Genomic DNA, 13,382 nt, shown 5'->3' on the forward strand with positions numbered 1-13,382 from the left:
GTCACGGTGATCCGATCCACGCTCGGGCGACGGTGCTCGAGCGTGGATCGGATCGTGTGCGACTAGGAGGTCGCCATTGCCGTCGCCCAGCGATAGTCCGCCTTGCCGGCTGGGGTTCGCTTGACCTCGTCCACCTGCACGATCGAACGCGGGACCTTGTAGCCGGCCAACGTCTTGCGGCAGTGCTCCTGAACCTCGTCGAGGGTCAGTTCGGGCGATCCGGGATAGGTCGCGATGACCGCGGCCACCTGTTGGCCCATGCGTTCGTCGGGTGCGGGCACGACCAGCGCGTCGGCGATCGACGGGTGCGCGTGCAGGGCGGCTTCGACCTCTTCGGCGAAGACCTTCTCGCCGCCTGTGTTGATGCACTGCGAGCCGCGGCCGAGGAAGACGATGGTGCCGTCCGCTTCCACCGTGCCCATGTCGCCGAGCACCGACAGGCGGGTGCCGTCGGCGCGAGTCGGGAACGTCCGGGCGGTCTTCTCCTCGTCCTTGTAATAGCCGAGGGGGACGTTGCCGATGCGGGCGATGTAGCCGATCTCGTCGGAGCCGGCCGGGATCTCGTTGAGCCGCTCGTCGACCAGGATCATGTTCGGCGAGGGCGGCATTCGCAGATTGCCGGCCTCGTCGATGGTGAAGGCGCCGTCGTTCCCGGACTCCGAGGCGCCGAAGTTGTCCCGCAACAGCAGGTCTGGCTTGACCGCCAGCATGCGGTCCCGCACGCTGGTGGACCAGATCGCGCCGCCGGAGGTGATCGAGAACAGGGAGCTGAGGTCGACCTCGCCCTTGCGTCGTTCCATCTCGTCGACCAACGGTAGCCCCATGCCGTCGCCGACGATGAGGATCACCTGGACCGAGTCCTTCTCGATCGATTCGACGACCTTCTGCGGGTCGAAGTCCCGCCTGAGGACCACGCGAGCACCGAGGGTGAAGAAGGTGAACAGTGAGTACAGTGCGGCGCCGTGCATCAGGGGTGCGGCGATGAGGAAGGAAAGTTCGGGGAATTCCTTTGCAGCGCTCGCAATCTCGGCGAGGTCCTGGCGCGTGCCCTCGCCGTACGGGTTCCCGCCGGAGAGCGGCTTGCGGAAGAAGTCGTCGTGCCGCCACATGACGCCCTTGGGGTATCCGGTGGTTCCTCCCGTGTAGAGCAGGTACAGGTCATCGCCCGTGCGGGAGTCGAAATCTGCCGTGGGCGACAGCTCGCGAGACTCGGCGAAGGAGACCACGGAAACTGTGCGCGCATTCGCGGCGGTGAGCAGCTCGTCGGCGATCTCGCCGACCACGAACACCGTCCGGATCATCGGGCAAGCATCGAGGAGGGCGGCGAGGGTGCGCTGATGCTCGGGGAGTTCGACGACCACCGCGGCCGAGTCGGAGTTGGTGAAGATGTACTCGAGCTCGGCGGGCGTGTACCGGTAGTTGACGTTGATCGGCACCGCGCGGATCTTGATCAACCCCAGGATGGACGTGACGTGCTCGATGCCGTTCTTCAGGAACAACGCCACGTGGTCGCCCCGGGTGACGCCGGCCTGGGCGAGCAGGTGGGCGGTCCTGTTGGCCTCTGCGTCCAGCTGGGTGTAGGAGAGGTTCTCGCCCTCGTAGGTCAAGGCAATGCGATCGGGTACTGCGCTGGCGACCGTCTCGAAAACGTCCGCGAGGTTGAACTGCATCTTCATTCCTTTCATGGCCGGTCCGCGATGTCGAGGGCGATGACCCGAACCTAGAACACGTTCCATCCCACCTGGGGGAAACGAATCGATTGGTGCATTTTCGGTGGTTCGGCTGCCGAACAGCGAGCTGCCGGTACTGGTGCCGGCGGCGGAGCTCGGTCCGCGCGAATCAGGACGAGCCAACTCCCGACCTACCAGTCGAACCCTCTGACCTGGCCCGACGCGTCGTTTGGTCTACTCTTGAGGCCTTGGCGGGGGCTAGTCCTCGGTGTCAATTTCTGGCGGCGACGATGCGGGTGGGCGATCAGTGAGTAGTGAGGGTGCGGACTCGGCCGGCTCCGCGCGTCGTCGAGCACGTCCCCAGCGCCACTACCTGCCCGGTGAGGCCAGGCGGGATCGGATACTCGACGTCGCGGTCGACCACTTTTCGCGATTCGGCTACGCGGGCTCGTCTCTGGCTCGGATCGCCGCAGGCGCGGGCGTCAGTGACGCAGGCGTGCTTCACCACTTCCGGACCAAGCGGGAGCTTTTCGACGCGGTGATCGACCTGCGGGAGCAGGCTTTTGTCGGAGAAGGTTTCGAGTTGCCGCAGACGGTGCACGACCTCTTCCGTCAGCTGGCCCGTTCTGTCCGCAACAGTGTTCAGCGGCCCGAGCTGGTGCGCTTGCGCGCGGTGCTCAGCGGCGAGGCGTTGCTCGAGTCGAACCCCGCCGGTGAGCGCCTGCGCGGCAACCTGGCGTGGATCATTTCGCATCTGGTGCCCATCGTCGAGCGCGGCGTCGAGAGCGGGGAATTACGACCCGAGGTCGAACCCCGCCAGGTCGTCCTCCAGCTGATGGCCCTGAATGACGGGCTGCGAAACCAATGGGTCACCAGTCCCGAGATCGTCGACCTGCCAAACGATTTCGAAGCGGCGGCGGATGCGCTTCTGCGCAGCATCACTGCCGATGGATCGGGCCTGTCCTCCTGAGTCAGTCCGGAGCTGTGCCGCCGGAGGCCGTTGACGGGGCCTCCGGTATCCGAATCATGCGGAACGAGTTGAGCAGCCCGAGGAGACCGGCCAGGATCGGAACGAGCAAGGCTAGTTGAAGGGCGAGGGGTCGTGCGTCCGTGTTGATGCGGATGATCTCGTCCTGAATCTCCTGGGGCTGGTCGACGAGCAATTCTTCGAGCTGGGTGTTGCTCATGACCTCCGCATCGTCCTCGAGCACCTGTGCCACGTGCTGCTGGTCTGCAGGCGGGAGTACGGTGCTCGATTGCGCCATCGAGGTGAACGCGATGGACAGCGTTGCCAGCAGAATGGCTCCGCCGAACGCCAGCCCGAACGAGAGCCCGAATGACCCTGCCGCCGAGTTGGTGCCTGCGGCCTCGCTGACCCGCTCATCCGAGATCGGGGCGAGCGTGTAGTCGTTGAGCTGCGACACCAACAATCCCAAGCCCGACCCCGCGACGATCAGGGGACCACCAGGGCCCAGCCGAATTCCGCCCGGGGCACGATCGGGATCAGCGCTGCGATCCCGATCGTCAGCAGAACGAATCCACACAGGATGATGCCGCTGGGGCGTCGATCGCCCGCTTTCTTCCCCGCGAGCACCGCCACCGCGAACATGCTGAGGGAGAGGGGGGCGAGGGACAAACCCGCCTGCATCGCGTTGTACTCGAGCACCATCTGCAGGTAGATCGGCAGCGCAATCATCGTGCCGCCCAGCGCTATCTGCTGCAGCATTTGCTGGGAGATCCCCAGCCTGAAGATCTTGGACCGGAACAGATCCGGGTCCAGCAGGGTTGTTTCGCCCCGTCGCTTGCGCCGCACCAGCCAGTACGCCAGTCCGGTCAGCGCGGTCGCACCGATCACGAGGAGAGCGGCCACCGCTTCGCCGCCCTCCTGCCACACCAGGATTCCCAGCACGATGCCGCCCATGCCCAGTACGGAGAGAGTCGCCCCGATCGTGTCGACGCCCCGAGATCCCGTGTACGGCACGTCCTGGACGAGTTTGATGCCGGACAGCACGATGGCGATGATGACGACCTCGAGTACGAACGCGATGCGCCAGGACAGGTAGGTGGTGATGAAACCTCCGAGCAGCGGTCCGACCGCCGCGGCGATGGCGGCCGCCGCCCCGACGAGGGCGTAGACCTTCTTCTGGGCGCCTCCTTCGAAGTTGCCGTGGATGAGGGACTGCATGGCGGGCAGGAGGAGTGACGCGCCGATCCCACCCAGCACGGCCCAGAAGATGACGACCGCTGTCAGGCTCTGCGCGAAGGCCATCGCCGACGCACCGACGGCGTAGCCGAGGAGGCCGAGCACGTAGGCACGTTTGCGTCCGATCAGGTCGCCGACCTTGCTGCCGATCAGGATGAATGCCGCCGACACCAGTGCCTCGAGGGCGATCGCCGCCTGGACGCCGCTGACAGTCGTGTCGAGATCTCGAACCACCGACGAGATCGACACGTTCATCAGGGACGTGTCGACGACCAGGACGAACATCGCCATTGCCAGCAGGACGGCGAGCACGCGTTGGCTGCCTGCCAGCTGCTCGGCACCGCTGTCAGTCGAGCCTTCTATCATCGGACACCACCATCTCGGCAGTCACTGTCGACGAGCAGTCTGAAGAACGAGCCAGGGATCCGCAGTATCGCATGTCGGGGACGACTGCGGCCCGGGCAGCAACCGAATCCCCGTCAGATAGATGGCCAACATCGACAAGGGCTGGGTGAGCCTGGAAGGTCGGCCCTCGTCGGTAACCGGGTCGCCGATTCCATCACGGCGCGACGATGCAGCCGGGCCCGATCGGCGTACCCGGGTTGACGGTGACCGTCTCGATCGGTCCGCCCGCCGATGTCTGGTAGGCCATCAGGGCGTGCTCTCCTGGCGCAGTCGGTGTCCAGAGCGAGAAGGCGTGACCAAGCACCACAGGCGGGACGTAGTAGGGGTCGACGGTGTCCCAGATCAGCTCGTGTGGGAAGAAGGTCGACGCGCGGTTGAGGTCGACGATCCCCACGCCGGGCTCGGCGAGGGTGCCCGTCCTGGCCACGACCAGGTAAGTGCAACCGGCCCCGTATGGCGTCGTCTGGCCCCCGCTGAGCCCGGGGACGACGGTGACGTCGACTACCTCCGCTGCGGCCGAGGGCGCGGACAAGGTGACCACCGCTGCGCAGACGGCCGCGGCGAGCGGGGTGGCGCGGGCGATCCTCGAAAGTTTCATACCAGTGGGTCGGTTTTGTGGGCAGCGCTGTTACAGAATCGAATCGGTCAGGGCCTGGCACCGGCCCGAGCCGGCAGCCCTTCGGCAAATGTGCGGGCGGACTCCAGGTCCGCGGCGTTCGGTCGTCCCTTTCGGATGCCGCCGACCAGCCTGAACGGAAGATAGGTGTCGAACGCGCGACAAGAGAAGGTGTCGATCACCTCGAAGCCCTTCTGTCCGAGACGACGTACGAGGGGGCGGGAGAAGGCATGGGGCCGCGCATCGGGAAATCCGCTGGTGGCGAAGACAAATGCCTTGTGCCGTTGCCCCTCCGGGAGTGACTCGACGAACTCGAGCAGCCGCGAGTGGAAGGACCCCAGGTAGATCCCTGACCCGAATCCCACGAGGTCGTAGGCGGCGAGTTCCGCGATGTCGACCTGCTCGGGTTCGACAACTCGGGCATCCAGCACCTGGCCCATGACGTCCGCGATCCGCTTCGTGTTTCCGTGAGACACGGAGGTGCACATAATGATCGACTTCATGAAGACGCTCCCCTCGATTTCGGGATGGCGCCGACACGCTCGCCTTCCCCACCCCGTCCCCTTCGAGCTGCGTCGTCAGACTAGCGGCTGTTGCGCTCGGGAGGACGCGGTGTTCGCATCGTCACAGAGGCCATCAGCGCGCACGGTCGTAGACCATCGCGATCTCGCCCAGTTCGCCGGTCTCCCGGTGCGTGAGCGTCCATGTCGAACTCGGCAGTCCGTCATCGAGCAGCCGCTGCCCGCCCCCGGCGATACCGGGGCAGATGTTCAGATACAGGCAAGCAATGAGTCCGGGTGCGACGAAAGCCCCGCCGTCTCCCCGGCCTCGGTTCAGGGGTGTCGAGCCTTTTGATTCTCGGCAATCCAGGCCGCGATCTGTGTCCGCGAGGTGAACCCGAGCTTGGACAGGACGTGCTCGACATGGCCCTGCGCAGTGCGGGGCGAGATCACCAACGTTGCGGCGATCTCCTTGTTGGTCAGTCCCTCTGCGACGAGTTCGGCCACCTCGGCTTCGCGGCGGGTCAACAGCGGAGCGGCAGGCGTCGCCCGGGGCTTGTCGGGCTGGCGGTCCCCGAGTGCGTAGGCGACCGCGTCGTCGACACCCATCTCGATGCCGGTGCGGAAGGCCTCGCCGTACGCGCGGGTCCCCAGTGCGTCGCGGGTGAGTCGCTCACATTCGTCGTGATGGCCTTGCAGGTACGTGAGGGTCACCGACTCGCTTCCCACCGCCTTCGCGAGCGCCTCCGCGGCGCCCATCAGGACGGCGGCACGCGCCGGCTTGTCTTCGCGTCTCTCCTTCCAGGCCAACGACTCCAGGCACCAGCCCGTCATGGCCGGGTCGTTGATCTTCCGGCTCAGCCGCAACGCCTGGGCCGTGAGGGTGGCAGCCCTGTCGTCGTCCCCCGCCTGCAGCGCTGTCTGTCCGAGAGCCCACGACGAGTGCGCGCGGAAGAAGGACTCCTCTCGCGGGGTGGTGATCGCCAGGATCTGCTCGTGACAGGCGACGGCCGTCTCCTCGTCCCCCAGCAGTCCGCTCGCGCCTGCCAGGCCGAGGAGGCCTCCCAGCTGTCGGGTGATCTCGTACCCGGCTCGCCTTGGGGCGGGCCCGATCTCGGACCGCACGCCTGCGCTGGCGAGAGCGGCGCGGAACGGTTCGATTGCGGCGGCGAGGTCTCCGGTGAACAACGCCATATAGCCGCTCGCGTAGTTCGCGGTCTCGAGCGATTCCGGGTCACCCAATTGATCTGCGAGCGAACGGCATTGCGCCGCCCTCGCCGCAGCCTCGTCGGGTTTTGCCTGCATCCCCGCCAACACGGTGTCGTCGTACAACGAGTTCAGGCGTTCCTCGGCCTGCGCGGTGACGGCGGTTTTCAGAGAGCGGTCCATCCAACGTCTGGCCTCCGCCAACTGGCTGCGGCACAACCAGAACGCAACAAACATGGCATTGGTGAGGCGCGCGTTCACATCTGGATCGGTGGTGACGACCGGCTCGGTCAGGCTGAACGCCAGCGCCTCCCGCAGGTTCGGCTGTTCGCGATCGAGCCGGGCGATCCAATCGGTCTGGCGAGGGCCGATCCACTCGGACTCCGCCCGCAGCACCAGTTGTTCGTACCACAAGAGGTGCCGCCGCTGAGCCCTGTCTAGGTCGCCGGATTCGCGCAGCTTCTCCCTGCCGTAGTCGCGGATCGTCTCGACCATGCCCAGGCGCACGACCTCCCCGACCTGCTCACGCACCAGCACCGACTTGTCCACCAGCGAGGCCACCGCATCCAGAAATTCTTTGCCGACCAGTTCCTCGGGACAGATGCCCTCGGCCGCATCCAGCTCGAAACCGCCCACGAACACCGACAGCCACGCCCAGAGTTGCTGCTCTCGCGCCCCGCACAGCTCATAGCTCCAGTCCACACACGACCGCAAGGTCTGTAGCCGGGTCGGCGCCACCCGGGATCCGACGGTCAGCAGCCGGTACCGGTCGGTCAGGCGGTCCATGATCTGTCCGGCCGACATCGCCCGGATCCGCACCGCCGCCAGCTCGATCGCCAATGGAAGTCCGTCCAGCCTGCCGCAGATTCCTGCCACCGCAGCACAATTGGCCTCGGTGAGCGCGAAGTCCGGCTGCCGGGCGGTGGCCCGTGTGACGAACAGCGCCACCGCCTCGTACTGGGCCATCGCCTCGAGCGGTGGGGTCTGCTGCGCGTCTGGAACGCTCAAAGGCGGGACCCGCACCACCCGCTCCCCGTCAATCCCGAGGACCTCGCGGCTCGTCGTGAGGATCCGCAGCCGCTGACATGCTCGCAGCAGGACTTCCGCCAACTCCGCGACGGCGCCGAGCAGATGTTCGCAGTTGTCCAGGACCAACAAGGTCTGCCTGGTGGAGAGGTGATCGATCAGCAGGTCGGACATCGATCGGCCAGGCTGATCCGGTAGTCCGAGTGTGGCGGCCACGGTCTCCGCCAGCAAGGCCGAATCGCGCAGTTCGCCGAGCTCGACCCACCAGACTCCGTCGGCGAAAGCGCGCCGCGAATCCTCGGCGACCCGCAACGCCAGTCTGGTCTTGCCCACGCCGCCGATGCCGGTCAACGTCACCAATCGGGAGGTGGACTGCAGCCGCCTGACCTCGGCTATCTCGTGGCGCCTGCCGATGAAACTGGTCAACTCCGACGGCAGGTTTCCTGCCTTCTCCTTCACGGAGGTCGTCATCGAGCAGGCCTCCCGTCTCGCAGGTCTCCGGTGTCTAACGCTACGCCTGTCGGGCTTCCGACCGGCTCATGGTGGCGATGTTTGTTGCCGATCGGAGCTTGACCGGACCATGGCGCCGCCCCGAATCGGGAGACGGCCTGCACGGTTGGGTATCGACCGGGTGTTGGGTGACGTTACGTGCCTCAGGGCCATGGGGAGGCCATTGGGTGATTTGCCTAAGGCTCAGCGCGGGGCCAGGTTTCGTAGCGCAAGGGCGAGAACGCGGTGCATGTCCTCGGTTTGATAGCCCGTACCGGGCTCGCATGTGTGGTCGGCGACTAGGTAGTTGGACATGGCCAGTCCGTGCAACAGGACCCAGAGCAGAGGGCCGACTTCTCGGATGTCGCCTGCGATGAGGGTGTTGCTCTGCTGTGCCTCGACAACGAGCTCGTTGAAGTAGTCGGTGAAGTCGTTTGCGGCGTCTACCAGCACCCGGCTCGGTTTGATCGTGTAGTCGCCTCCGAACTCGAGTCGGTAATGGTTCGGGTATTCCCAGGCGACGCGGACGTAGGCGAGGCAGGCGCGAAACAGCGGGGTGGAGTCCGCCGCGGTGTCCGCGACCGCGCGCTGCATCTCCGCCCTCAGCGCGGCCAGTTTCTCGGCGACCACCGTGCTGAGCAGGTCGTCCTTGTCCTGGAAGTGACGGTACGGTGCCGTCCGCGACACGTCGGCCGCCGCGCCGACTGCCCGCAACGTGACGTGAGCCGGTCCGCCCCGCGCCAAGAGGTCGCTGGCCGCGGCGATCAGGGTGCGGCGCGTGTCCCGGGTTCTGTCCTGCATCCCCTGAGGGTAGAAGCTTGTTGACGCCGTCAACAAGCCGCTGTTAGGTTGACGCCGTCAACCTGGTTTGTCCTAGATGGGGGCTCAATGGCATCGACAGCGCAGGCGAATCCGCTCGAACTACTCTGTTCGGATGTTGCTGCCTGGAATTCCCAACGGGCGGTTCGTGACTCGGGGAGCATCAGCCTCTTCGACGCCGATCTGGCGGGTGCAAGCCTCGCCGGTGCGAACCTGGCAGGCGCCGACCTCACCGGCGCCGACCTGTCGGGAGCCGACCTCACAGATGCCAGTCTCGTGGGAGCGAATCTGACCTCCGCCGAGTTCGTCGGGGCCGTCCTGACGAGGGCCGATCTCGCCGGTGCGGTCGCCCATGATGCCAACTTCACCGGCGCCTTTCTCACGCGGGCCGACTTGCGGGAGGCCGACCTGACGATGGCCTTTCTGACGTCAACCTTCCTCGGGCACGCGGATCTGACCGGAGCGGATCTCTCCGGCGCCTACATGACCAGCGCATTCCTCGGTGATGTCAACCTGACCGGCGCCACCCTTGTCGGTACCTACCTGGGCAAGGCCAACCTGACGGGCGCAAACCTCGCCGCTGCCGTCCTGGACGGCGCCGATCTCACCGGCGTCACGATGCCGGACGGCACGGAGGCCTGCTGACCGATGCATCCGACTGTGAAGACCGCATTGGCGTTCGTCAACCGAGTGACCGCCGCCCTGTACCGGAAATCAGACGGTCGTCTCGGTGGGAAGTCGGTAGGACTGCCCGTTCTCCTGTTGACGGTGCCCGGTCGAAAGACCGGAATTCCGCGAACCGCCCCCGTCATCTACCTCGAGCACGGTGATTCGTACGTCGTGGTGGGTTCCGCATTCGGATCGAAAACCGACCCCGATTGGATGAGGAACCTTGCGGCGGCCGACTCCGTCCGGATTCGGATCGCCGATCAGGAGTGGGAAGTATCGGCACGGATCGCGACGGGTCAAGAGCGAGACAGCCTCTGGCGAAACGTAATTGCGCCCGAACTGCCCTCGCTCGCGAAGCACGAGGCGAGGTCCGGGCGTACGTTCCCGGTGGGCGTCCTGACGCGACCATGAATCAGCTTGCGGGAGTGCCGATACCAACGGACCCGTCCCCGCCGGGCTGACCGGGCCCCGCGCCGCCGGCAGGTTCGCGCACGTAGGCGTACATCTGCGATGGGGCGGTCGACGTGCCGCCGAAGTAGAAGCCGGCGTACCACTTCCCGGTGCTGGTGGGGTTGGAAGGGCAGGACCGGGGGAGCGTGGCGGTTTCGTGGATGTCCCGGCCGAGGATGGTGCCATCGATGGCGAATCGGTAGGCGGACCCGTCGATCTGGATCGAGTACCTCAGGGGCGCAGCGGCAACGAGGTCGTCGTGGGAGAGGGTGACGAGCGCGCTTTCCGGGTATTGATGCACGCCATTGGCATTGGCATACGGCACGATCTCGAGTACGCGGGGCGACGTGTCAGTACGCCATCGCCAGCCGAACATGGCGCCGTTGCGAGCAAGGTCGAAGTCGCCGCAGTCCGAGAAGCCGGGCAGCTTGTTCCAGTCGAACTGGTCCTCGGGCTGGGTCGGCGCGGTGAGGACATACTCGGCAGTCGGGGTCAGTACGAAGTCGTAGGTCCGCGACGCGCCACCGGGGCTGACCCAGCCCTCGAGGGGACCGGTTACGCCGGACGGGCGACCCACCGACGCACTGTGTGCGCCCCGCTCGATGGTGTAGCTCGACCAGCCGGGGGCGTGCCCGGGGCCAGGCATCCGCTCAGCCCAGTGGCCGCCATCAACACGACTGCGGCGATGCCGGCCTTTCGGATGATCGTGCGGCGCATGGTTCTCCCTCCGGGTTTCGTCCGCACACCCTCCCATAAGCTCCGTTTGCCCGCCCCCATTTCCGCAGTGGCCGATCGTCGGTGGCCACCGCTTCACCGGTATTCGCCGGCATGGTCAGATCGAAGAATTGCAACCGCCGTCCATCACGGTCTGCCACCAGTCGTTGAGGGGGCTGGGTTCCGGCCATTGGATCTGCTCCTCGGCGGGCGGAACGTGGGGGTCTCGGCGGCTCGTATTCGACTCACCGACCCGGGTCTGCGTGTGATCGTCCTCGCGGGGCACAGCGCTGCACCTCCCTGCCGCCGGTGCGCCCGCCGAGCGCGAGCGCGGCCATTGTGCACTACGAAGCTAGCACCAAATGTGGGCCACCAGTGGGACCTGGGACCTGGGTCCGATTCTACGCCTGCACTATTCGATGATGCCTCGAAGGGAATGGCGTGCAGGCGCCGCGCTCAGCGCGGGGCGAGTGCGCGGTCCGCGAGTGCGGTGACGACCGGCGTGAGCGCCAGTGCGTGCTCGAGCGTCAGGTGGTTGTCGTCGCGGAACACCAGGTCTTTGCCGACGATGACGGGGCATCGGTCCGCGGTGCAGAACAACTCCGTGAGATCGGCGTACTGCCCGCCGCCTGCCGCGGTCGCCGCGGCCTCCGCCGCGACGCCGGCGGCATTCACCGCGACCGGGCGGAGCGGCGAGCATGCGGTCACGTCGTCGAGGTGAGCGGATAGGCACGTCGGCACGGTCGAATGCGGATCGGGCACCGGGCCGAGGACGAGGACGGCCGCCCCGGTGGCCCGCAGCTGCACCACCATGCGGGTCAGGCTGTCGAGCCAGGCGGGGCCGTAGACGTCGAACCCGAAGTCGCCGCCGTAGCGCCGGGACATGCTCAGCACGATCAACCGCGGCCGCTCGGCCTGTAGCCGCGCGACGACCTCGCCTCGCCACTGCTCGCACTCGCTGTACTCCCGACCGAGGTAGGGGCTGGTGAGCGGCAGGTCCAGCAGCGGGCAGGTCACCTTGCCCAGGGTCTGGAGCCGCCAATGTCGTTGCTCGGCAGCCGATTCGAATGCGGGATCCCACATCGCGGCGTGCGAGTCGCCGACCAGGGCCACCGTCGTCGTCGAGGTCGGGTCGCCCGAGGCGCACTCGATCGCACCGACCTCGAGCCAGGACCGCACGCAGCCGTTGACGAACACCTCCGGCTTGTCGGCCGGCGCATCGGCCAGCGTCGGGGAGAGATTCGACGGCACGGCGAGCGTCGCGGCCGACTCTGTGACCGCGGCGTGCACCTGCGCGGTGAGCTGCTGCACCGCGGCGTCGTGCGGGTCGACGGCCGGGGTCGCCGCCGCGGGCGCGGCGTTGACCGTCAGATCCGCGGCCGCCGCGCCGTGACCGACCGGGACGGGACGCGCGACCAGGAGCAGCAGCCCCGCGCACACGGCGACGGCGGTGATGGCGCCGCCGAGGGCGAGACTGCGCGATGCCGAATCCTGTAGCGGCGCGGCGAACCGGACCGGATTCTCGACGAGGTGCAGGGTCAGCATGGCCAATCCGGCGGACAACGCGACCGCACCGAGCCGCCCGAGCAGGCCGAGTGGATGACCGAGGAGTGCAGGCATCAGCAGGAGCACCGGCCAGTGCCAGAGATACCAGGAGTACGACACCCGGCCAACCGCTCGGATCGGCGGAAGTGAGAGCCCGCGACCGACCCCCAGTCGCGGTGCGGCGCAGCCGGCGCCGATCACCAGGACGGTGCCCAGCACCGGAAGCAGCGCGGCGGTGCCGGGATACGGGGTCGCCTCGTCCAGCCGGGTACAGGCGAGGACGAGCAGGGCCAGGCCCGCCCACCCGGTGACGGCGGCCGCGGCCGGGGGCAGCCGACTCCACCCGCGGACCGAGAGCGCCACCAGTCCGCCCGCGGCCAGTTCCCAGGCCCGCGACGGCAGCGAGAAGAACGCCCACGGCGGCAGCGTGTCGGTCCAGGCCGACGAGACTGCGAACGATGCCGCCGCAACCAGCGCGAGCACGAGCAGGAACGGCGCTGCGGAGGTCGTGCCGTCGCGACGCGAGATGCGCCTAACCAGCCACGCTGCCCCGATGATCAGGGCGGGCCACAGCAAGTAGAACTGCTCTTCCACGCCGAGCGACCAGAACTGCTGGAACGGCGACGGCGGCGCGTCGGCGGCCAGGTAGTCGGTGCCGTGCAGGGCGAACCGGTAGTTGCCGACGTAGAGCGCGCTCGCTATCTCGTCGCCGAGGACGTCCCGTGCCTGCAGCGGAGGCAGCAGCAGCGCCGAGCAGATCGCGGTGACGACCAGAACCAGCCCCCCGACAGGCAGCAGTCGGCGGGCCCGCGCGCCGTAGAACCGGGCGAGGCCGACCGTGCCGGTGGTCGACATGTCGCGCCACAGCATCCCCGTGATCAGGAAACCGGAAACGACGAAAAAGGTGTCGACACCGACGAACCCGCCGCCCACGCCGGGAACGCCTGCATGGAAGAGGACGACCATGACCACGGCGACGGCCCGCAGACCCTCGATGTCAGGGCGGAAACTCGTCCCGGATCGTATTGCAGCGGGATCGGTGCGGCGGTCACCGTCGGATCGGTGTTCTT

The 13,382-nt window shown here is 67.1% G+C and carries 10 protein-coding genes and 1 pseudogene; 3 read left to right on the forward strand and 8 right to left on the reverse strand.

Annotated features, from left to right (window positions below):
* Window positions 1-62: 62 nt before the first annotated feature.
* On the reverse strand, window positions 63-1,670 hold the full coding sequence (locus BTZ20_RS02870; protein ID WP_077043435.1) for an AMP-binding protein: 1,608 nt from the start codon (window positions 1,668-1,670) through the stop codon (window positions 63-65).
* A gap of 307 nt (window positions 1,671-1,977) precedes the next feature.
* Between BTZ20_RS02870 and BTZ20_RS02875 the strand changes: the two genes are divergently transcribed.
* Window positions 1,978-2,640 carry a TetR/AcrR family transcriptional regulator gene (locus tag BTZ20_RS02875; RefSeq protein WP_189636571.1) on the forward strand — a complete coding sequence of 221 codons (663 nt, stop codon included), beginning with the start codon at window positions 1,978-1,980 and terminating at the stop codon, window positions 2,638-2,640.
* Between the two features lies 1 nt (window position 2,641).
* Here the strand turns inward: BTZ20_RS02875 and BTZ20_RS02880 are convergent.
* From BTZ20_RS02880 to BTZ20_RS02905, 5 genes and pseudogenes are all read right to left on the reverse strand, one after another.
* Window positions 2,642-4,239, reverse strand: a pseudogene (locus BTZ20_RS02880) (MFS transporter).
* Window positions 4,240-4,432: 193 nt separating this feature from the next.
* Entirely contained in the window at window positions 4,433-4,876 is a 444-nt protein-coding gene (locus BTZ20_RS02885; protein WP_077040311.1) for a hypothetical protein, read from the reverse strand.
* Window positions 4,877-4,923: 47 nt separating this feature from the next.
* Entirely contained in the window at window positions 4,924-5,397 is a 474-nt protein-coding gene (locus BTZ20_RS02890) for a flavodoxin family protein (RefSeq protein WP_077040312.1), read from the reverse strand.
* Window positions 5,398-5,727: 330 nt separating this feature from the next.
* Window positions 5,728-8,097, reverse strand: coding sequence for an ATP-binding protein (locus BTZ20_RS02900; protein WP_077040313.1), 2,370 nt, complete (start codon window positions 8,095-8,097; stop codon window positions 5,728-5,730).
* 222 nt (window positions 8,098-8,319) lie between these two features.
* Window positions 8,320-8,916: a TetR/AcrR family transcriptional regulator gene (locus BTZ20_RS02905; RefSeq protein ID WP_077040314.1), complete on the reverse strand. Its 597-nt coding sequence runs from the start codon at window positions 8,914-8,916 to the stop codon at window positions 8,320-8,322.
* 87 nt (window positions 8,917-9,003) lie between these two features.
* Between BTZ20_RS02905 and BTZ20_RS02910 the strand changes: the two genes are divergently transcribed.
* Window positions 9,004-9,579 (forward strand): pentapeptide repeat-containing protein, encoded by a 576-nt coding sequence (locus tag BTZ20_RS02910; protein ID WP_077040315.1) that lies wholly within the window; start codon window positions 9,004-9,006, stop codon window positions 9,577-9,579.
* Window positions 9,580-9,582: 3 nt separating this feature from the next.
* Window positions 9,583-10,014 (forward strand): nitroreductase/quinone reductase family protein, encoded by a 432-nt coding sequence (locus BTZ20_RS29655; RefSeq protein WP_077040316.1) that lies wholly within the window; start codon window positions 9,583-9,585, stop codon window positions 10,012-10,014.
* A 1-nt stretch (window position 10,015) separates the two neighbouring features.
* On the opposite strand, the gene BTZ20_RS02920 is transcribed toward BTZ20_RS29655, so the two are convergent.
* Together BTZ20_RS02920 and BTZ20_RS02925 are read right to left on the reverse strand one after the other, a co-directional pair.
* Window positions 10,016-10,699, reverse strand: coding sequence for a hypothetical protein (locus tag BTZ20_RS02920; RefSeq protein ID WP_189636572.1), 684 nt, complete (start codon window positions 10,697-10,699; stop codon window positions 10,016-10,018).
* 524 nt (window positions 10,700-11,223) lie between these two features.
* Window positions 11,224-13,338 (reverse strand): acyltransferase family protein, encoded by a 2,115-nt coding sequence (locus BTZ20_RS02925; protein ID WP_411269137.1) that lies wholly within the window; start codon window positions 13,336-13,338, stop codon window positions 11,224-11,226.
* Window positions 13,339-13,382: the final 44 nt, after the last annotated feature.

This window comes from Rhodococcus sp. MTM3W5.2 (assembly GCF_001984015.1).
GTDB classification, from domain to species: Bacteria; Actinomycetota; Actinomycetes; order Mycobacteriales; family Mycobacteriaceae; genus Rhodococcus_G; species Rhodococcus_G oryzae.

Excerpts from the sequence above, each read along its gene's own strand:
- BTZ20_RS02870 (WP_077043435.1), bottom strand. The coding sequence starts at position 1,670 with ATGCAGTTCAACCTCGCGGACGTTTTCGAGACGGTCGCCAGCGCAGTA.
- BTZ20_RS02885 (WP_077040311.1), bottom strand. The coding sequence starts at position 4,876 with ATGAAACTTTCGAGGATCGCCCGCGCCACCCCGCTCGCCGCGGCCGTC.
- BTZ20_RS02890 (WP_077040312.1), bottom strand. The coding sequence starts at position 5,397 with ATGAAGTCGATCATTATGTGCACCTCCGTGTCTCACGGAAACACGAAG.
- BTZ20_RS02900 (WP_077040313.1), bottom strand. The coding sequence starts at position 8,097 with ATGACGACCTCCGTGAAGGAGAAGGCAGGAAACCTGCCGTCGGAGTTG.
- BTZ20_RS02905 (WP_077040314.1), bottom strand. The coding sequence starts at position 8,916 with ATGCAGGACAGAACCCGGGACACGCGCCGCACCCTGATCGCCGCGGCC.
- BTZ20_RS02910 (WP_077040315.1), top strand. The coding sequence starts at position 9,004 with ATGGCATCGACAGCGCAGGCGAATCCGCTCGAACTACTCTGTTCGGAT.
- BTZ20_RS29655 (WP_077040316.1), top strand. The coding sequence starts at position 9,583 with ATGCATCCGACTGTGAAGACCGCATTGGCGTTCGTCAACCGAGTGACC.
- BTZ20_RS02920 (WP_189636572.1), bottom strand. The coding sequence starts at position 10,699 with ATGCCTGGCCCCGGGCACGCCCCCGGCTGGTCGAGCTACACCATCGAG.